This is a genomic window from Hymenobacter sp. (genome assembly GCF_036388155.1).
In the GTDB taxonomy this organism is placed as follows: Bacteria; Bacteroidota; Bacteroidia; order Cytophagales; family Hymenobacteraceae; genus Hymenobacter.
In genome coordinates this window covers 1-18,859 of the sequence record NZ_DASVSI010000099.1, presented here as the reverse complement: position 1 = coordinate 18,859, position 18,859 = coordinate 1, and the positions used below count along the sequence as shown (strand labels likewise).

Genomic DNA, 18,859 nt, shown 5'->3' with positions numbered 1-18,859 from the left:
TAATTCGTAATTCACAGCTCATAATCTATTTCAAAACTGTTTGGTACTTCGCCGAATTTCCGGGGTCCACTTCCGTGAGCATGGTCACGAGCTGCTGCTTGAGCTGCTGGTCCTGGCTGGTCCGAAAGATGTTGGCGATTTCGTCCGATTTGGCGTCGAAGAAAGCCCGGGTAAATAATGCTCCGGGCCGCGTCGTGACGGCCCGCTGGATGCCGTTCAAGGCCAACATCACCGAAACACGGGCTTCGTCGGGCTTCTCGATGAAGCGGTCCAGGCCCTGGCGGTAGTAGTTGTAGAGGCCCGTGCGGAAGGCTTCGAGCTGAGGGTCGGTCAGGTTGTCGAGCAGGAAGTGGCGTTCGCGGGTGCCCGTGCCGCGCCATCCTTCGTCGGGCTCGTTGGTGCTGGTTTGGTTGGCCGAATAGTTGACGACGTTCCGCGCTAGCTCATAATAGGGCGTGCCGCCCAGCTGCGCGAAGGTGTCACGGTCGATGCCAATCACCATGTAGGCGTAGTAACCCAGCAGCGACGACAGATTCGACACGAAGCTATTGGGCGAAAAGTCCAGCGGGTTTTGGGGCGAATAATTAAAATTGAAGCTGCGGTCGACCACGCTCACCACGTTCGTTTCGTACCCCGTGCCGTACACCGGACGCGTCGAAATCAGGCGCATGGTGGAGCTGTAAGTGCCGTTCTGCGGAATGGCCGTGATGCCGATGAAAACACGCAACCGAATTTTCTCCTCCGGCCGATACGTCTGAGTGGTCCAGGCGCGGGTGTTGAGGAAGTTGCGGATGTCGTTCTGCATCTGCGTCACCAGCGTGGGGTCGGTAATGGTCACGTTTTGGGTGGTCACCTGCACTTCGGCCAGCAGCTCTTGGGCCTTGGTGGGGCCTGCCAGTAGTAGCAACGCAACGAGGGGGAATACTGCGAGGAGTTTTCGCATCATGGGGTAAGGGTCAAGCGGGCCAAAATCTGGCTAACCAGTCCGCGGGCCACGTCGGCTTTGGACTGCAATTCAAAATTAACGATTTGGCCGGCGGCATCCAGCACGGTCACTTTGTTGGTGTCGTGGCCAAAGCCCGCGCCCGCGTCGCGCAAGGAATTCAGCACAATGAGGTCGAAGTTCTTGCGGTGCAGCTTGTCCTGGGCGTGGGCCAGCTCGTTCGTAGTCTCCAACGCAAAACCGACGGCAAATTGTTCAGCCCGCTTGCGTTGGCCGAGCGTGGCGGCAATGTCCACGTTTTTTACCAGCTCCAGGGTGAGTGTTTCGCCCGCCTTTTTGATTTTTTCGGTGGCTACCTGGGCGGGCCGGTAGTCGGCCACGGCCGCCGCAAACACCCACACATCGGCCTCCCCGGCCACTGCAGAGGCCGCCTCGAACATTTCAGCAGCCGTTTCTACCCGCACCGTGCGGATGCGTGCGCTGGCGGGGTCGGGCAGGTGGCTTGGGCCGCTCACCAGCGTCACGTCAGCGCCCTGCGCTGCAAAGGCTTCGGCCAGGGCGTAGCCCATTTTCCCAGTCGACCGGTTACCCAGGAAACGAACGGGGTCCAGCGGTTCATAGGTTGGGCCTGCGGTAAGAAGAACGTGCATTGAAGTTAATAAGAGTAGACGCTTCAAAGAACGTCATGCTGAGCTTGTAGCTTAGACGCCGTCAAAAAACCCTTCTAATTCGAGAACGATGTCCTCAGGCTCCAGCATGCGGCCGTGGCCGCTGAGGCCGCTGGCCAGCTCGCCGCTGGGCGAGTCGAGCACGTGGTTGCCGAAGGAGCGCAGTCGGGCCAGGTTCTGCGTCACGGCTGGGTGGGCAAACATGTCCAAGTCCATGGCCGGGGCCAGAAACACCGGGCAGCGCGCCGACAAATACACGGCGCTGAGTAAGTTGGGGCACAGCCCGTTGGCCAGCTGCCCAATGGTGTTGGCACTGGCCGGCGCAATGAGCAGCACATCGGCCCACAGGCCCAGCTCCACGTGGTTGTGCCACTGGCCAGAGGCCGCATCACGCAAAAAGCCCGTCAGGACGGGCTTTTTGGAGAGGGTACCAAGGGTAAGAGGCGTCACAAACGCTGCTGCTGCTTCGGTGAGAATGACCTGCACTTCGGCACCGGCTTTCACCAGCAAGCGCGTGAGTGCGGCCGTTTTGTAAGCGGCAATGCTGCCACTCACGCCCAGCAAAATGCGGCGGCCTTGGAGGACCGTTGGCTGCTCGCTACTCGGTGCCGGTGCAGACATAGAAACTGAAAGTTAAATAACAATAAGAACGTCATGCTGAGCGCAGCCGAAGCATCTCGCCCGCTACACTAAAATTGATTAGTACTGCGGTAGAGATGCTTCGGCTGCGCTCAGCATGACGTTCCTGAGTTGGGCAGAAGCCGCTTTCGCTTAGAACAGCTCGCGGGGAATCGGAACCTCTTCCGGCTCGGGCGTGGTGTACTGGATTTTACCCTGCAGAAACTCCTCGATGGCGAGGCTGGTGGGCTTGGGCATGCGCTCGTACTGCTTGGAAACCTCGATTTGCTCGCGGTTCTCAAACACTTCCTCGAGGTTGTCGACGGTAGAAGCAAACTCGGCCAGACGGTCGTTCAACTCTTCTTTGAGCTTCACCGACAGTTGGTTGGCACGCTTGGAAATCACGGAAATGGCTTCGTAAACGTTGCCGTTGTCACCGGTGATGTCCGCCACGTTGCGCGTGATGATGGAGCTCGATACAGTGTTGGGATTAGGTTTCATGGGCTGATATTAATTACAAATTAGTTAGATGCCGCGGCGGGCACGTCCTTGAGCTTCACAATTTGCGCTCGGCTGACGTCGTACATGTCCTGCGCGGCTTTCAGATTTTTGCTTTTCGGGAAAGCGTCAAGAAACTGCTGATAGAAGTTCACGGCCTCCAAAAACCGCTCCCGCTGCTTCGATTCCACGCTTTCCTGGGCCCAGGCGTACTGAGCCGTCAGGCGCAAGAACGCGGCCTGCTCGGCAAAGGCCGAAGCGGGGTACTGCAATTGAAAATTGGTGAGGGCCACCACGGCCGCCTGGTTGTAGCGGAGTTGGTAATAGAGCTTGGCGCTTTCGAAGGCTTTGTTTTCCAGCTTCTTCTGCAGCTCCTGGGCCATGTTGTCAGTTTCCGCCCGGAACTTGCTCTCGGGGTAGCGGTTCAGGAAATCCTGGATGGACTCGAGGGCCGACACGGTGTTGGTCTGGTCGAGCTCGAAGCCGGGGGAATCGAGAAACAGCGACTTGGCATTCAAGTACGTGGCCTCCTCGGTGTATTCCGAGTTGGGGTACGTGTCCATGAACTGCTTGAAGTAGAACGAGCTGAGCACGTAGTTGCGCTGCTTGTAGTTCGTGTTGGCGAAGTAGAACTGGGCCTTTTCGGCCTCGGGCCGGCCTTTCAGCAGCGGAATCAGGTCTTCGAGCAGGGTTCCGGCCCGGAAAAAGTCGCCCTTTTCATAGTACTGAATTGCGGCTTCGTACTTTTTGTTAACGTCGGTGCTTTTCAGCAGGCGCTGATAGCCGCTGGCGCATGAACCCAATATGAGCGTGCTAACGAGCAGAAACAGAACCGTGAGGCGGGAAATCGGCATAAGGGGTGCAAAGGTAACGATTTGAGCTGGCGAAGGCAAACGCGGCGCCGCTTCCGGCTAAGCCATCGGCAGCAAGAGTGCCCACAAGCGGCCAAAGGTTGCAGCTAGCGCCGCGTAGTAGGCGCGGCAGCCGGCGTTTTGAGGGGCAATACCGAGGCGGCTGGCGGGGCCGGCGCTACTACCGGTTTGGGCTTGGGAACGGCTTGCGGCTTGGTGGTTTTGGCCGGGGTTTTCTTAGGAGCGGCCTTGCTTTTGGCTTTGGTTGTGGTCGTGGTTTTGGTCTTTTTCTTGGCAACTGGCCGCTTTTTGGGCCGGTCGTCAAACTGTTTGCCCAACACCTGGCGGCGGGTGGGCCGTTCCGTGGCGCGCCACTTAAAGTTCTTCAGGCGCTCGTCGTCGGGCTTGAGTTCGTGGGGCGGAATGAACTTCGCTTCGGGGTTGGCCAGCACGGATATTTTGTTGAGCTTACTTTCCGCGAAAAGCAAGCGCATATTGGCCGACAGCACCCGGTTCATGCCTGTGGTGGCAGTGTCACCTTCCAAGGCATAGAAAATGCTCTCGGCGTTGCCCAGCACGTCCACCCGCCGCAGCTTGTTGTCGCGGAAGTAGGCCATCATGTTGCGGCCTTTGGTTTGGTTGAAGTTCAGCAGGGTGTCCTGGTCCACGGCAAAGGCGTTGGCATACAGGCGCATTTCGTCGATGCGCCCGCGCTTGGACCGTATCTGCATGGAATCGGCCGTGAGCTGGTTTTTGGCCTGCCACAGCACCGGGTCGCGGTTCAGGTAGATGATGCTGTCCTGCCGGTCGTAGGTGAGCGAGTCGCAAATGCCCTGCATGACGCCCCGAAAAATCTGCACCTTCGGGAAGGCATACAGCACCGTGCGCGTGGTGGTTTGGCCGGGCCGGGCTTCCACGCTCAGCAGGGTGTCGGCGGCCATGTACAAGGTGTCCTTTTCGCTGATGTTGCGCACCACCGGCCGGCCCCCATAGAGCTTGGTGCGGCCCAGGTTTCGCCAGTAGCGGCCCACGTCGCCGCGCAGGGTCAGGTTGTCCTTCTTCGAAATCAAACTCACGTGGCCCTTGGCGACGCCGTAGGCCTTCACTTCGTCATACACCAGCTCGTCGCCGCCCAGCAGGTAATTGGGCGTGTCAATCTTAGCATTCTTCTTGAAGTTCGACACCCGGGTAATGGTGTTGTAGTTTCCGCCCTCGGCGTAGAGGTTGCCGTCCTTCCCTTTGATGCGCGTGGGCCCATCAAAGTAGGCAATTTTTGTAATCGTGTTGTAGCGCAGCAAGTCGTTGTTCAGCTCCGAATCGGGCGTGACGAGGTGCACATTGTTGGTGAACACGAAGACCTTGGTATTGGTATCGTAGAAGCCCTGCTGGCTGTCGAGCGTGTTTTGCGGGTCGGTGAGGTGGCCGGTTTCGGTATAGGACGCGGTTTTGCGGTTCAGGTCGTACACCAGGCTGGGCGTGGTGAGGGTCATGCGGGTGTCGCGCATCACCACGTTGCCCGTCATGCGGGCGGTGCGCCGCTCGCCGTCGTAAAAGCCCCGGTCGCCGGTAATGGTCATTGTATCGCCCTGCACAACGCGCACATTGCTGAAAGCTTCCACTTCGTTGCGGTCCAGGTACTGATAAGCTGAGTCGCAGTAGAGAAACGTGTCTTCTTGCTGAAAGCTGACGTTGCCCAGCAACTTGCGAATTTTCACGCCGTTGAACTCCCCGCCCACCAACTCGCCAGTACCCGGAAGCAACTTAATAGGCGCCCCTTTAGCGGCTGGCGACGCAGCCCCGGCGCGGGGGTTACCCGGTGCAGGCCGAGTCGTTTGGGTCCGCCCCAGCAGCGGCAGCAGAAACAGCAGAAGAAAAAGGACGCGGGAAAAGGACATTCTGGGTTCAAAGGTACGGGGCCCCGGCTAACGGCCATCTTTGCAGCATAGTGCCCGGGACCGGTTTTGTTATTCTACTTCAGCCATGAGACTGCACATTTTTGGCGCTTCCGGCACGGGGGTCACCACCCTGGGGCAAGCGTTAGGCTCGACATTGGGCGTGCCCTATTTCGACAGCGACGATTATTTCTGGGAGCGTTCAAACCCGCCTTTCACCGTGCGCCGCCCACCGGCAGAGCGCGACGCGGCCCTGGCGGCAGACCTCGCCCAGCCGCCGCGCTGGATTCTGGGCGGCTCTATTGTTGGCTGGGGCCCGCAGTGGCTGAGAGCCTTCGACCTGGCCGTTTTCCTGTGGCTACCGCCCACCTTGCGCCTCCACCGCTTGCAACAACGCGAGCAGGAGCGCTACGGCGACGTTATTTTTGCCAATCCAGAACGGGCTGCGCAAACTCAGGCCTTCCTGGCCTGGGCCGCGGGCTACGACGACAACACCGCGGGCGGCAGCCGCACGCTGGCCAACCACACGGCTTGGCTCAGTCAGTTTAGTTGCCCGGTGCTGGCCTTGCGCGGCGACCTCACCGTAACCCAACGCCTGGGTCTTGTGCAAGCCAAACTGCGCGAAACCGGCCTGGGTTAATTTTCCTTTCATTCTCACTCGCGGGCCGTGCCCTGGCCGCCGAGGAGTCTTTATTCTATTCCATGCTTGACGCCGTTCGCCGCTTTATTGAGGAACACGACCTTTTCTCCATCGAAAACGATGCCATATTGGTGGCCGTCAGCGGCGGGCTCGATTCGGTGGTATTGTTAGACATTTTGCACCGATTGCGGGTTCAGGTGGCGGTGGCGCACTGCCACTTCGGCCTGCGCGGCGAGGATGCCGACGCCGACGAACAGTTTGTCCGCAAGCTGGCCAAGCAATACGGTCTCCCCTACTTCGCCGAATTTTTTCAGACCAAGGAATTCGCCGAACAGGAAGGCATTTCGACCCAAATGGCGGCCCGCTTCCTGCGCTACCGCTGGTTTGAGCAGGTGCGCCAGACGCAGGGCTTGGCCTACATCGCCACGGCCCACCACCAGCGCGACCAAGCCGAGACCATGCTGCTGAACCTGACGCACGGCACTGGGCTGGCGGGCCTGCACGGCATCCAGGTGAAGAACGGCCGCGTGGTGCGCCCCTTGCTGGGCCAGGGCCGCGACGACCTGCACGACTACCTGGTGGAGCGCGGCCTGCGCTGGCGCGAAGACGACAGCAACGACAGCCCCGTGTACCAGCGCAACCTTCTGCGCATTGAGGTGCTGCCCGTGCTGCGCGAAATCAACCCCAACCTCGACCAGACCATGCACGCCACCGCCGAGCGCGTGGGCGGGGCCGAAGAAATTGTGCGCCGCTACGTGGAAGACACCTCCGCCCAGGCCCGCCGCGACGAGGCCGAGGTGACGTACCTCAACATCTCCACGCTGCAAAAAACCGCGGCCACCACGCTGGTGCTACACGAACTGCTGCGCCCCTTCGGCTTTTCCTGGCTGATGGTGAAGGACATTGTGGCGGCATTTCCGGGGGAGTCGGGCCGGCGGTTTGACTCGCCTACCCACCGGCTGGTGAAAGACCGGGAGCACCTGGTCATCACGCCACGCCGGCTCACGCAGTTTGGTACGTTTCAGCTCGCGGCGGGCCAAACCGACCTGCTGGCCGACGGCATGCGCCTGAAAGCCGAGCTGCACGACGACGCCAAGCACTTCATCATTCCCCGCTCGAAAAGCACCGCCGCACTCGATGCCGACAAGCTCAAATTCCCCCTCACGCTGCGCAAGTGGCAGGAAGGCGACTGGTTTATGCCGCTGGGCATGAAAGGCAAGAAGCTGCTCAGCGACTTCCTCATTGACCAGAAAGTCCCGCTGAACCTGAAGGACGACGTGCGCGTGCTGACTTCCGGCGACGGCAAAATCTGCTGGGTGGTGGGCTGGCGCGTCGACGACCGATTTAAGGTGGAGGAAGCGACTGAACGGGTACTGACGGTGCAGCGACTCTAACCACAGCCGCGCCTTTAGCACGAGTACCCCGAAATTTTATTTCGGCCCTCCCAAACGACGCCAACCCGGGCCGAAATGAAATTTCGGGGTACTCGTTCTTGCGTTGCAGGCGTTACTTTTACCCGCGAAACTCCAACCCCCCAATCCTTTTCTTATGAAAGTTACCGTAGTCGGAGCCGGCAACGTGGGCGCAACCTGCGCCGATGTGCTCGCCACCCGTGAAATTGCCAACGAAATTGTGCTGGTCGACATCAAGGAAGGCATCGCCGAAGGCAAAGCCCTCGACATCTGGCAGAAATCACCGATTATCGGCTACGACTCGCGCACCGTCGGCGTCACCAACGACTATAGCCGCACGGCTGGTTCGGAAGTGGTAGTGATTACCTCGGGCCTGCCCCGGAAGCCCGGCATGAGCCGCGACGACCTGATTTCGGTGAACGCCGGCATCGTGAAGTCGGTGACGGAGCAAGTGGTGGCTCACTCCCCCAACGCCATCATCATCGTGGTGAGCAACCCGCTCGACGTGATGACCTACCAAGCCCACCTCACCGCCAAGCTGCCCCGCGAGAAGGTGTTCGGCATGGCCGGCATCCTCGACACGGCCCGCTACCGCGCCTTCCTGGCCGAGGCCTTGAACGTGAGCCCCAAAGACATTCAAGCCGTATTGATGGGCGGCCACGGCGACACCATGGTGCCCCTGCCCCGCTACACCACCGTGGGCGGCATCCCCGTTACCGAACTCATCGGCAAAGCTGAGCTCGACGCCATCGTGCAGCGCACCGCCGTGGGCGGCGGCGAGCTGGTGAAGCTCATGGGCACTTCGGCTTGGTACGCGCCTGGCGCGGCAGCTGCCCAAATGGTAGAAGCCATCGTGCGCGACCAGCGCCGTGTGTTCCCCGTGTGCCTGGAGCTGCAGGGTGAGTACGGCATCAACGGCGTGTACCTCGGCGCCCCGGTTATTCTGGGCAAAAACGGCGTGGAACGCGTGATTGAATTGCAGCTCAACGACGAAGAGAAGCAACTGCTCGAAACCTCGCGCGGCCACGTGAAAGAGGTAATGGACGCGCTGGACAAGATGGGCCAGCCGGCGTAGATTGCCCACCCTGAAGTAATTACCCGCAACGGTTTGGCTGTTGCACCGGGCCGCCTCACGTTTGTGGGGCGGCCCGTTTGTTTTGGGCTGATTCTGGTCAAAGCCAGTACCTTGCGGCCTGAATCATTTTCATGCACTTAACCCTTATTGACACCAACCAGGAACTAGTCGACGCCTGGGAGAAAGTTTTTGCCGACGTTCCGCAGGTCACCGTCCGTTTCGGCTCCATTTTCGATTTCCCGGCCGATGCCCTCGTCAGCCCCGCCAACAGCTTCGGCTACATGAACGGCGGCATCGACTTCGCCATTTCCAAAAATCTAGGCTGGCACCTGGAAAAAGACCTGCAGCGCATCATCCGCGAGAAATATTACGGGGAGCTATTGGTTGGGCAGGCCGAAATCATCCCAACGGGTCACGTCGATTTCCCTTACCTGATTGCGGCGCCCACTATGCGCACGCCCATGACCATCACGCGCGGGCCCAATGTGTACCAGGCCATGAAGGCCATCCTCCTATTGGTACGTTACGGCCGACTACTCACGGGCCAACCAGTGAGCGAGCAGGTAAAAACTGTGTCCATTCCGGGTTTAGGGACGGGGGTAGGACAAGTACGGCCGCTGGTGTGCGCCCGGCAGATGCGCCTGGCCTGGGAAGACGTGATGCACGAAAAATTTGCCACCGAAACCGGTTGGGAGCAGATGTGCGCCAACTACGCGTACTTCTATACTCATAACCGGCCTGACATCAAGTACGACATCTATTAAGCCAACAAAAAGGCCGGTGCAGCGTTGCACCGGCCTTTTTGTTGATATTAAGCTCTAAGGCCTACTGCTGGCTGGCCCGGAAAAGCTTTTGCTTTTCATCCTTGGACAAGCTCTCGTAGCCGGAGCGCGAAATTTTGTCCAGAATCAAGTCAATTTCGTCCTGCAAAGGCTGGTTGGCTGCGGCCGACTTCTTGCTGCCACCGGCCGACGTGGCCGTGACGGGCTCGGGGCGCCGGGTGGTGCTCACGCGCATGGCCGGCTGGCGGCTGGTCAGGCGGCTAAACCAGTTGCCCACGGCTTGCACCGGGCGGCCCAAGTCGCGGCCCGCCTGTAGCTGCTTAATGAACAGGAAGCCCAGCAAGGCCCCGCCCAGGTGGACAATTTCGCCGCCCGTATTGCCCCCGTTGATACCGGCCAGGGAAATCAGCACCAGCGCCAAAGCAATCCACTTGATTTTGACCGGGCCAATGAGAATCAGCATGAAGGTGTAGTCGGGCAGCAGCGTGGCCGCGGCCACAATGATGGCCGTGACAGCCCCCGAAGCGCCCAACACTGCTTGGCCAGCGGCGGCAGCGGGCTGCAGCACCGGAATCAGGTTGTAGGCCAGCAGGAACACGGCGGCCCCGGCCAACGCCCCCAGAATGTAAATACTCACCAGGCGACGGTCGCCCAAGTACTCGCGCAACAGTTGACCAAACCAGTACAGGTTCAGCATGTTGAATAGAATGTGGAAGAAGCCTTTATGGACGAAGGCGTACGTGAGCACAGTCCAGGGATGGCGGAGCAGCACGGACAGGTTGGCCGACAGTTCCAGCTGGCGCATTACCAGCGCGCGCACCTCGAACGTTTGCGAGAGGTAGGTAACGGCTTCGAGCAGCACCACCGCCGCAAACACCAACACATTCAGCATGATGAGCTGCATGAGGGCATTGTCGCGGCGACTGAAGGCCGTACGGATATCTTGAACGATGCTCATAACGCTAATTAAACGAGGTGCTTGTTCGCACGAAGTAAGTTAAGAGAAGAACGCAGAGCTTAGTAAAACCGCTCCCGGCTTTCCTGCCAAAATTTCAAAACAATAAACCCAATCAATAGTCCCCCGAGGTGGGCAAAATGCGCCACGTTGTCGCCCGGCGTGCGATGAATGCCCTGGTATAGCTCCAACATCGTGTACCCAAAGACGAGGTACTTGGCCGCAATTGGGACAGGCAACGGAAAGATGAACAACTTGGTGTTGGGAAAAAGGTAGGCGAAGGCGAACAGGATGCCGAACAACGCCCCCGACGCGCCCAGCATGCCGCCCCGGCGCGAGTTGGTGACTTCGTCCACCACGCCGTCAATGGCCTTGGTGGTCGCCTCAATGTACTCGGGGTTGTTGGGGTCGCGCGCCAACGCATTCGCCAGGGTTTCGTACCCTTGGGCTTCGGGCAGATACTTTTCGAAGAAATTGGCAAAGTCAGCGCCGCTCGGCGACTGGTGAAATTCCTGCTGCGCCTGTTCCATTCGGTGGGTTTCGTAGGCCCGCACGCCTTGGTGCAGCACGCCGGCTCCCACCCCGCAAATCAACCAAAAGGTCAGAAAGCGCGACGGCCCCCAGCGCTGCTCCAGCAAGGGCCCAAAAACAATCAGGCCAAACATGTTGGAGAAAAGGTGGCCCCAGCTGCCGTGCAGGAACATGTAGGTAAAAAACTGCCACGGATAGAAATAGGGCGAGCCAATGGGGTATAAACTCCCCACTTGCGTGAGCAAGGGCAGCAGGCTGGTTTGAGCTAAAAAGAACACCAAATTGGCAATCAGCAGATTGCGAACGGTGGGAGTGAAATTGAACATGAAGCGAAATTAGAGCGCCGCAGAAGCTTCGCGGCCAAGCCTTACTTACGGAAAAAATCGGCGAGTTGCTGCCCGTCGAGTAGCACCAGCGTTTTGCGCCCATCGGGCGTGTAGCCGGGCACCTGGCAGGCAAAGAGCCGGTCGGCGAGGGCGCTAAGCTCAGATTCGGGCAAGCGGGCACCCGCAGTGCTGGCCGCAACGCGCCGGGCCAGCGCCCGGGCCAGGCTTTCGCTCCGGTCGAGCTTGAGGGGGCCGGCGGCGGTGCGAAACTGCTCGATGAGGCTTTCCAGCAGCTCCTTTTCGTCCTGGGCCGGCATGCCGGCCGGAATGGCTTCCACGGCAATGGTGCTGGGCCCGAACTCAGTGAAGATGAACCCCAGCGCGTGCAGCGGCTCGGTCAGCTCGCGCAGCACGGCAAAGTCGGCGGGCGAGAACGTGACGGTGCGCGGAAACAGCAGCGTTTGCGAGGTGCCCACGGCCCGGGTCAGCTCCTGCCGGTACTGTTCGTAGAGGATGCGCTCGCGGGCCGCTTCCTGGTCGATGAGCAGCACCCCCGACTTGACGGGCACCAGCACGTAGCGCTGCTGCACTTGCACGGCGCGGCTGCCGCCGCCCTCGCGGGCCGGAGCGGGCGCAGCCGATTGCGGCTCTGGCTGCATGAAGCCGAGCGACAAGGCACTGTTTGCAACGACCGGCATTTCCGGAACAGCCTGGTTTTCAAAGTCAGCGGGCACGAAGCTGCGGGCCGTGGCTTGGTCGGCGTCGGCCGCGCTGGGGTCGCGCACGGGCTGGCCCAGCTCGCGGTAGAACGCTTCGAGTTCGCGCCGGGCCTGCTCGGTGGGGCGCGAGGGCAAGCCGCGCTCGTAGCCATCACGGCGGCTGTCGGCGTCGAAGCTGGAGAAGCCGGACGACGACCGGGTAGCGGCTGAGGAAGCAGCGGCCGCCAGCGCGTCGGGGCGGTAGGCGTCGCCGCTGGCGGCAGCACGGGCCGCGGGCGAGGCCGCTGGCAAGTGGTCGTCGGCTTCGGTGGGGTTACCGCTCCCGCCTTTGCCAGCGCGCAGCGGCCGAATGGGCGCAAAGTTCACGTCTCCGTCGAAGTCGAGGGAGGGCGCGATGTTGTGAAGACCCAGGCTTTGTTTGACGGCGGCACGCACCACGGCGTAGACGGTTTTCTCGTCCTCAAACTTGATTTCCGTCTTGGTCGGGTGCACGTTGATGTCGATGGCCTTGGGGTCGAGCTCCAAAAACAGCACGTAGAACGGGTGCGTGTCGCGGGCCAGCAAGCCTTCGTAAGCCGCCAGCACGGCGTGGTTGAGGTAGGCCGAGCGAATGAAGCGGTTGTTGACGAAGAAGAATTGGTCGCCCCGGCTTTTCTTCGACGACTCCGGCTTGCCCACGAAGCCGCGCACCGAGATAGAGTGCGTCACTTCCTCGCAAGCAGCCAGCTGCTCCTTGTACCCGTTGCCCAGCAGGGCCACAATGCGCTGGCTGAGCTTGCCCGCGGGCAGCCCAAATACCTCCAGCTCATTTTGGTACAGCGAAAAGGCAATTTGCGGGTTGGCCAGGGCCACGTGCTGAAACTCGTCGAGAATGTGCCGCATTTCCACGGCGTTGCTCTTGAGGAAATTGCGCCGGGCGGGCACGTTAAAAAACAGATTTTTTACCGCGATGCTCGTGCCGTCGGGGCAGGCGGTGGGCTGCTGGCTGGTCACCTGCGAGCCTTCTACCAGCAGCAGGCTGCCCGTATCGTGCTCGCGCTGCTTGGTGCGAATTTCTACCTGCGCCACGGCCGCGATGCTGGCCAGCGCTTCGCCCCGAAAACCCAGGGTGCGAATGCGAAATAAATCTTCGGTCGAGCGGATTTTGCTGGTGGCGTGGCGCTCGAGGCTCATGCGGGCGTCGGTGGGCGACATGCCGGCGCCGTTGTCTACTACTTGCACGAGCTGTTTGCCGGCCTCTTTCACAATGAGTTGAACCTGGGTGGCGCCGGCGTCGACGGCATTTTCCAGCAGTTCCTTCACCACAGAGGCGGGGCGTTGCACCACTTCACCGGCCGCAATCTGGTTGGCGAGGTATTCGGGAAGCAGGTGGATGATATCGGGCATATGCAAGGCGCATGCTTCAGCTTGCGCAAGAGAGTCAGAGAGAGCTAATGGGCACGGCTACAAGCCGAAACGTGCCCAACAATAACCAAAAACCACTGGCGTTGTAAACCCGCGACGGGGTTTTCTGCGTACCTTCGCGCTTAAATAGCGGAGTCCCAGCCTGAAATTTTACGGTCCAAACCGCAAGTTTTTCACGCCGCGGCCGGCTACGTTTGGAACCTCCAAACCTAGCCGCTGGGTTCCGTTGTTACCCACGACAAAAGTACGGCCCCCGCGGTCCGTTTGCCTCTTGAACCACCCCACCACCCCCAAGGGGCTGACGCGCATCCCCTTCCAGCTTGGCTTCGCCGCGATGCTGCTGGCGGCGGGCTTGCTGCTGTCGTTTGCCAAGCTGCCCAAGCTGCCCGCCGACCCGTTTGTGGCCTCGCCCGCCGAAGCGGCGTGGGTCGACAGCGTGTTTGCCTCGCTCACGCCCGAGCAGCGCCTGGGCCAGCTGTTCATGGTGGCTGCGTATTCCAACAAAGACCGCAGCCACGCCGACCGCATCGAGCGGCTGGTGCGCAACCAGGCCATCGGCGGGGTGATGTTTCTGCAGGGCGGCCCCAAGCGCCAGGCCCTGATGACCAACCGCCTGCAGGCCGCTGCCAAAGTGCCGCTGCTTATTGCCATGGACGCCGAGTGGGGGCTCGACATGCGCCTCGATTCGTCGGCCCACTACGCCAAGCAAATGACCCTGGGGGCCATGGACGACCCCAAGCTGGTGTACCAAATGGGCCGCGACATTGCGCGCAAAATGCGGGCCCTGGGTGTGCACATCAGCTTCGCGCCGGTGCTCGACGTGAACTCCAACCCCGGCAACCCCGTCATCGGCAACCGCTCGTTTGGCGAAGACCAAAACCGGGTGGCCGCGCTCGGCATTCAATACATCAAGGGCTTGCAGGAAAGTGGCGTGATGGCCGTAGCCAAGCATTTCCCCGGCCACGGCGACACCGACACCGACTCGCACGTGTCGCTGCCGGTCATAAACACCGACATGTCGCGCCTGGCGAAAGTGGACCTGGTGCCCTTCCAGCAGTCCTTCGAAGCCGGCGTGATGGGCGTGATGGTGGCCCACCTCTACATGCCCCTCTTCGACACCACCAACGCCAAAACGACCACGCTTTCGCGGGCCCTGGTAACCGACCTGCTGAAGGACAAGATGGGCTTTAAAGGCCTGACGTTTACCGATGCGCTCAACATGAAGAGCGTGAGCAAGCTCTATAAGGACGGCGAACTGGACGCCATGGCGTTGGCCGCCGGCAACGACATTTTGCTGTTTTCGGAAGACGTGCCCGCGGCATTGCAGCGCATCCAGGAAGCCGTGACGGCCGGCAAGCTGATGCAGGAAGATTTGGACCTGCGCATCAAGAAGATTCTGCGGGCGAAATACTGGGCGGGCCTGGCCACATACAAGCCAGCCAACACGGCGGTGCTGCGCGACAGCCTGAACCAGCCCATGACCAAGGTGCTGGCGCAAAGAATTTTTGAGCACGCCGTAACGGTCGTGAAGAACGACGACAAGCTCCTCCCCTTCCAGCGGCTCGATACGCTGCGCATTGCGGCCATCACCATTGGCACGCAGGCCGAAGGGCCGTACGGCACCATTTTCAACAAGTACCAGCCCGGCCCGGTGTACGCCGTGCCCAACCGCTACGCCGACGACAGCACGTTTGCCCGCATTGCCGCCCGCCTGACCGGCTACAACGTGGTGGTGGTGAGCCTGCACAGCATGAACAACACGCCCAGCCACAGCTACGGCCTGGGCGACGGCGCGCTGAAATTCATCAAGCGCCTCAATGCCGACCGCAAGTTTAAGACGGTGGTGGTGGCCATGGGCAACGCCTACGGGCTGAAATATTTGGAAGAAGCCCGCACGCTGGTGTGCGGGTACGAGGACCACTACGCGGCGCAGCTGGTGGTGCCCCAGGTGCTGTTTGGCGCCTTGCCGGCCCGGGGCAAGCTGCCCGTCACGGTGTCGCCCACGCTGAAAGTAACGACCGGTATTGCCACGCCTGACCTGAAGCGCCTGCGCTACGGCATTCCCGAAAGCCAGGGTTTGAGCTCCCGGGTGCTGGCCCAGATTGACAACATCGCCCTCGAAAGCCAGACCTACGCCGCGGCCCCCGGCTGCCAGGTGCTGGTGGCAAAAAACGGCACGGTAGTGTTTGACCAGAGCTACGGCTACTGCACTTACGACCAAAGCCAGCCCGTGACCAGCAGCACCCTGTACGACTTGGCTTCGGTGACGAAAGTGGCGGGCACCTTGCAGGCCGTGATGTACCTCAAAGACCAGGGCAAGCTCAACATTGAGGCGAAAGTATCGGCTTACCTGCCCGAGCTGTTGCGCACCAACAAGCGCGACATGACCATCCGGGACGTGCTCATGCACCAGGCTGGCCTCAAGCCCGGCATCCCGACCTGGGAACGCACCGTGACTAGCCGCGGCCTCAAGCCCACGTTCTACGCCAGCGTGCGCTCGGAGGAGTTTCCCAATGAAGTAGTACCCGGCGAGTACAGCACCAAAGCCGCCGACGACTCGGTCTGGGCCTGGACGATGCGCTCAAGCCTGATGCCCAAAATCAAGGGCAAGTACCCCATCGAATATTCCGACCTCAGCTTCATCGTGATGAAGCGGGTGTGCGAAAAAATACTGAAGCAGCCGCTCGATAATTTCCTGCAGGACAATTTTTACCGTCCGTTGGGCTTGGGCAGCATGACCTATAACCCCTTGCAGCGTTTCCCCAAGAGCTGCATTGCGCCCACCGAAAACGACACCTACTTCCGCAAGGGTCAGCTGCAGGGCACCGTGCACGACCAAATGGCCGCCTTGGTGGGCGGCGTGGGTGGGCACGCCGGGCTTTTCGCCACGGCCAACGACCTTGCTGTATTGATGCAGATGAACCTGCAAAACGGGCGCTACGGCGGCTCCAGCTACTTCCAGACGCCCGTCGTGACCGAGTTTGCCCGCAGCCGCGTGGCCGGCAACCGCCACAGCTTGGGCTGGGACCACGGCGACCCCAGCAAGCCCTCCGGGCCGACCAGCAACCTGTCGCCGGCCACCACCTTTGGCCACACCGGTTTCACCGGCACCTGCGTGTGGATGGACCCCGAGAACGAAATTCTCTACATCTTCCTCTCCAACCGCGTGTACCCCGACGCCGGCAATAACAAGCTGCGCCAGTACAACATCCGCACCCGGATTCACGAGGTGATTTACAAGTCGCTGGCGGCGGGTAGCGCGAAGAACTAGCTCGGCGCAACCATTGAGAGTGGCAGGCGGTCAGGACAGTAGTTCTCACCTAATTGCCCCTTCCAATGGCACGCATTCCGCTGCTTTTTCTAGTTGTTTTCTTGTTGAGCGCGGCGACTGCTGCGGCCCAACCCACGTTCCGCTTCGGGATGCGCGGAGGCTTTAATCGGGCTACATCCACGGTGGAGGCGTCTCATACCTCCCCCAGTTCTGCTTATTACTATTTGGCCACTAAGTCTCCTATTCATACCTGGCAGGGCGGCGCGGTACTGGAGGTGGCGTTTCGTCGGTTTTCGTTGCAGCCGGCCTTGTTGTTTTCGCAAAAAGGCGAACGGCTTGGGGCCACTACCTCCATCAGTGGCTTTGCGGGCGTAAGCAGCACGGAGGTATCCAGCGTCAAACGCTTTAACTGGCTGGAGCTGCCGGTGAACGTGGTGTACGGGCTGCACAATTTCCAGGTGTTCGCGGGGCCGTATGTGGCGCTGGGCGTGGGTGGCCGGGAGCGCGGCACCCAGCGGCAGGCCTCGCCTACTGCCAAATATGCTCGTATCGAGTTCACCAAAAAAGTCCAGTACGGCTCCAACACGGAAAACCGCCGCCTCGATGCTGGCGTCAATTTTGGCCTAGGGTATCGCAAGGGGCCGTGGCAGGTGCAGCTTGGCTACGGAGTGGGGCTGCTCAACCTACACCAAGTCGACCCGGATTACACCGTCGACTCCGTACACAATTTTGGGGAAGATGCCGCTTACAACCGCGTAGCCCAGCTGACAGGCACCTATTTTTTCGAGTTGTAGCGCCCAATGAGTAAGGCAGCGGGCGAGCTGGTTGAAAGCGTACGTCCGGGCTGGGCGCATGCCGTGCAACGCTAGTGAATGAAAAGTGTATTTGGTGTGACTTCTGACCTCGTGCCAACATCGCGGCGCAATTTCGGTTAAGCAGAACGCGAGGCTCATTTTCGCGTTAGCTCCCTTATGAATATCGGCATCGTCTGTTACCCTACGTTTGGCGGCTCTGGCGTAGTGGCCACGGAATTGGGCAAAGCCCTGGCGCAACGCGGCCACCGCGTGCATTTCATTACCTACAGCCAGCCCGTGCGGCTCGATTTCTTCAACGAGAACCTCTTCTACCACGAGGTGTACGTGCCCGCGTACCCGCTCTTCCAATTCCCGCCCTACGAACTGGCGCTGACCAGCAAGATGGTCGACATCGTGCAGAACGAAAAACTCGACGTGCTGCACGTGCACTACGCCATTCCGCATGCGTCGGCCGCCTTCATGGCCAAACAGATTTTGCGCACCCGCGGCATCCAAATTCCGGTGGTGACGACTTTGCACGGCACTGACATCACGCTGGTGGGAAAAGATGCCAGCTTCGAGCCGGTGGTCACGTTCAGCATCAACCAGAGCGACGGGGTTACGTCCGTGTCGGACGACTTGCGGCGGGAAACCTACGAGTACTTCGCCATCGAGAAAGACATCACCGTCATTCCCAACTTCATCGACCTGCAGCGTTTCAGAAAACAGGAAAAAAGCCACTTCCGGGCCGCTATTGCGCCGGAGGGTGAAAAGCTGCTCATCCACACCAGCAACTTCCGCACGGTGAAACGGGTGGAAGACGTGCTGCGCATTTTCGTGGGCGTGCGGGAGCAAATTCCGGCCAAACTCCTGCTGGTGGGCGACGGCCCCGACCGGAACCGCATGGAAAAGCTGGCCCGCGACCTCGACGTGCACCGCGACCTGCGTTTCCTGGGCAAGCTGGAAGCCGTGGAAGAGGTACTGAGCGTGAGCGACTTGTTCCTAATGCCCTCCGAAAACGAAAGCTTCGGCTTGGCTGCTCTGGAAGCCATGGCCTGCGAAGTACCGGTGGTAAGCACCAACGCCGGCGGCATCCCCGAACTGAACGTGCACGGCGTAACGGGCATGATTAGCGACATCGGCGACGTGGCCGACATGGTGAAAAACGCCCTGTACATCCTCGACGACGAGAACCTGTCGCGCTTCAAAGCAGCTGCTCGTGCCCGCGCCGAGGAGTTTGCCGTGGAAAAGATTGTACCCAAGTACGAAGACTGCTATCGCAAGGCCATGGACGCAGTGAGCGTGGCGGTGTAACGGACGCTGTGCTCAATGAGGAATTGTCATTGCGAGCGCAGCGCGGCAATCCGTCCTGTTCTCAGCGACCAGCTTAAGGTTGTGACAAATACCATAAAAAAGCCCCGCCTCTATTTCAGAGCCGGGGCTTTTCACTTCTTTAACGTATCTGGTTTCACCAGGAAGG

General features: G+C 60.3%; 16 protein-coding genes. 7 read left to right on the top strand and 9 right to left on the bottom strand.

What is annotated here, in order from left to right; genetic code table 11:
• Positions 1 to 25: 25 nt before the first annotated feature.
• From VF629_RS13540 to VF629_RS13515, 6 genes are all read right to left on the bottom strand, one after another.
• Positions 26 to 946: a DUF4835 family protein gene (locus VF629_RS13540; RefSeq protein ID WP_331059021.1), complete on the bottom strand. Its 921-nt coding sequence runs from the start codon at positions 944 to 946 to the stop codon at positions 26 to 28.
• Positions 943 to 1,593: a phosphopantothenoylcysteine decarboxylase gene (locus tag VF629_RS13535; protein ID WP_331059020.1), complete on the bottom strand. Its 651-nt coding sequence runs from the start codon at positions 1,591 to 1,593 to the stop codon at positions 943 to 945. Before VF629_RS13535 ends, VF629_RS13540 begins: the two co-directional genes overlap by 4 nt.
• A gap of 51 nt (positions 1,594 to 1,644) precedes the next feature.
• Positions 1,645 to 2,232: a flavoprotein gene (locus tag VF629_RS13530; protein ID WP_331059019.1), complete on the bottom strand. Its 588-nt coding sequence runs from the start codon at positions 2,230 to 2,232 to the stop codon at positions 1,645 to 1,647.
• Between the two features lie 150 nt (positions 2,233 to 2,382).
• A complete protein-coding gene (locus VF629_RS13525; protein ID WP_331059018.1) occupies positions 2,383 to 2,730 on the bottom strand; it encodes a DNA-directed RNA polymerase subunit omega in 348 nt (115 codons plus the stop codon).
• 20 nt (positions 2,731 to 2,750) lie between these two features.
• Positions 2,751 to 3,581 (bottom strand): outer membrane protein assembly factor BamD, encoded by an 831-nt coding sequence (locus VF629_RS13520; protein WP_331059017.1) that lies wholly within the window; start codon positions 3,579 to 3,581, stop codon positions 2,751 to 2,753.
• A 104-nt stretch (positions 3,582 to 3,685) separates the two neighbouring features.
• Entirely contained in the window at positions 3,686 to 5,473 is a 1,788-nt protein-coding gene (locus tag VF629_RS13515) for an OstA-like protein (RefSeq protein WP_331059016.1), read from the bottom strand.
• A gap of 85 nt (positions 5,474 to 5,558) precedes the next feature.
• Between VF629_RS13515 and VF629_RS13510 the strand changes: the two genes are divergently transcribed.
• The 4 genes from VF629_RS13510 to VF629_RS13495 all read left to right on the top strand — a co-directional run bounded on the left by VF629_RS13510 (position 5,559) and on the right by VF629_RS13495 (position 9,361).
• A complete protein-coding gene (locus VF629_RS13510) occupies positions 5,559 to 6,110 on the top strand; it encodes an adenylate kinase (RefSeq protein ID WP_331059015.1) in 552 nt (183 codons plus the stop codon).
• A gap of 62 nt (positions 6,111 to 6,172) precedes the next feature.
• The gene (gene tilS / locus VF629_RS13505; protein ID WP_331059014.1) at positions 6,173 to 7,504 is read left to right on the top strand and encodes a tRNA lysidine(34) synthetase TilS; all 1,332 of its coding nucleotides are present in this window, start codon (positions 6,173 to 6,175) and stop codon (positions 7,502 to 7,504) included.
• Positions 7,505 to 7,658: 154 nt separating this feature from the next.
• On the top strand, positions 7,659 to 8,597 hold the full coding sequence (gene mdh / locus VF629_RS13500; RefSeq protein WP_331059013.1) for a malate dehydrogenase: 939 nt from the start codon (positions 7,659 to 7,661) through the stop codon (positions 8,595 to 8,597).
• A gap of 131 nt (positions 8,598 to 8,728) precedes the next feature.
• Positions 8,729 to 9,361 (top strand): macro domain-containing protein, encoded by a 633-nt coding sequence (locus tag VF629_RS13495; protein ID WP_331059012.1) that lies wholly within the window; start codon positions 8,729 to 8,731, stop codon positions 9,359 to 9,361.
• 61 nt (positions 9,362 to 9,422) lie between these two features.
• Here the strand turns inward: VF629_RS13495 and VF629_RS13490 are convergent, their stop codons facing one another.
• The 3 genes from VF629_RS13490 to mutL are packed head-to-tail and all read right to left on the bottom strand — an operon-like array spanning position 9,423 to position 13,296.
• The gene (locus VF629_RS13490; RefSeq protein WP_331059011.1) at positions 9,423 to 10,337 is read right to left on the bottom strand and encodes a rhomboid family intramembrane serine protease; all 915 of its coding nucleotides are present in this window, start codon (positions 10,335 to 10,337) and stop codon (positions 9,423 to 9,425) included.
• A gap of 59 nt (positions 10,338 to 10,396) precedes the next feature.
• A complete protein-coding gene (locus tag VF629_RS13485; protein WP_331059010.1) occupies positions 10,397 to 11,191 on the bottom strand; it encodes a rhomboid family intramembrane serine protease in 795 nt (264 codons plus the stop codon).
• Positions 11,192 to 11,232: 41 nt separating this feature from the next.
• Positions 11,233 to 13,296 carry a DNA mismatch repair endonuclease MutL gene (gene mutL, locus VF629_RS13480; RefSeq protein WP_331059009.1) on the bottom strand — a complete coding sequence of 688 codons (2,064 nt, stop codon included), beginning with the start codon at positions 13,294 to 13,296 and terminating at the stop codon, positions 11,233 to 11,235.
• Positions 13,297 to 13,585: 289 nt separating this feature from the next.
• Here mutL and VF629_RS13475 point away from each other — a divergent pair, with 289 nt between their 5' ends.
• The 3 genes from VF629_RS13475 to bshA all read left to right on the top strand — a co-directional run bounded on the left by VF629_RS13475 (position 13,586) and on the right by bshA (position 18,693).
• On the top strand, positions 13,586 to 16,585 hold the full coding sequence (locus tag VF629_RS13475; protein ID WP_331059008.1) for a glycoside hydrolase family 3 N-terminal domain-containing protein: 3,000 nt from the start codon (positions 13,586 to 13,588) through the stop codon (positions 16,583 to 16,585).
• A 65-nt stretch (positions 16,586 to 16,650) separates the two neighbouring features.
• A complete protein-coding gene (locus VF629_RS13470) occupies positions 16,651 to 17,379 on the top strand; it encodes a porin family protein (RefSeq protein WP_331059007.1) in 729 nt (242 codons plus the stop codon).
• 177 nt (positions 17,380 to 17,556) lie between these two features.
• Positions 17,557 to 18,693, top strand: coding sequence for an N-acetyl-alpha-D-glucosaminyl L-malate synthase BshA (bshA, locus tag VF629_RS13465; RefSeq protein ID WP_331059006.1), 1,137 nt, complete (start codon positions 17,557 to 17,559; stop codon positions 18,691 to 18,693).
• Positions 18,694 to 18,859 lie beyond the last annotated feature (166 nt).

Excerpts from the sequence above, each read along its gene's own strand:
- VF629_RS13535 (WP_331059020.1), bottom strand. The coding sequence starts at position 1,593 with ATGCACGTTCTTCTTACCGCAGGCCCAACCTATGAACCGCTGGACCCC.
- VF629_RS13485 (WP_331059010.1), bottom strand. The coding sequence starts at position 11,191 with ATGTTCAATTTCACTCCCACCGTTCGCAATCTGCTGATTGCCAATTTG.
- VF629_RS13540 (WP_331059021.1), bottom strand. The coding sequence starts at position 946 with ATGATGCGAAAACTCCTCGCAGTATTCCCCCTCGTTGCGTTGCTACTA.
- VF629_RS13520 (WP_331059017.1), bottom strand. The coding sequence starts at position 3,581 with ATGCCGATTTCCCGCCTCACGGTTCTGTTTCTGCTCGTTAGCACGCTC.
- VF629_RS13525 (WP_331059018.1), bottom strand. The coding sequence starts at position 2,730 with ATGAAACCTAATCCCAACACTGTATCGAGCTCCATCATCACGCGCAAC.
- VF629_RS13470 (WP_331059007.1), top strand. The coding sequence starts at position 16,651 with ATGGCACGCATTCCGCTGCTTTTTCTAGTTGTTTTCTTGTTGAGCGCG.
- mutL (WP_331059009.1), bottom strand. The coding sequence starts at position 13,296 with ATGCCCGATATCATCCACCTGCTTCCCGAATACCTCGCCAACCAGATT.
- mdh (WP_331059013.1), top strand. The coding sequence starts at position 7,659 with ATGAAAGTTACCGTAGTCGGAGCCGGCAACGTGGGCGCAACCTGCGCC.
- tilS (WP_331059014.1), top strand. The coding sequence starts at position 6,173 with ATGCTTGACGCCGTTCGCCGCTTTATTGAGGAACACGACCTTTTCTCC.
- bshA (WP_331059006.1), top strand. The coding sequence starts at position 17,557 with ATGAATATCGGCATCGTCTGTTACCCTACGTTTGGCGGCTCTGGCGTA.
- VF629_RS13490 (WP_331059011.1), bottom strand. The coding sequence starts at position 10,337 with ATGAGCATCGTTCAAGATATCCGTACGGCCTTCAGTCGCCGCGACAAT.
- VF629_RS13515 (WP_331059016.1), bottom strand. The coding sequence starts at position 5,473 with ATGTCCTTTTCCCGCGTCCTTTTTCTTCTGCTGTTTCTGCTGCCGCTG.
- VF629_RS13495 (WP_331059012.1), top strand. The coding sequence starts at position 8,729 with ATGCACTTAACCCTTATTGACACCAACCAGGAACTAGTCGACGCCTGG.
- VF629_RS13510 (WP_331059015.1), top strand. The coding sequence starts at position 5,559 with ATGAGACTGCACATTTTTGGCGCTTCCGGCACGGGGGTCACCACCCTG.
- VF629_RS13530 (WP_331059019.1), bottom strand. The coding sequence starts at position 2,232 with ATGTCTGCACCGGCACCGAGTAGCGAGCAGCCAACGGTCCTCCAAGGC.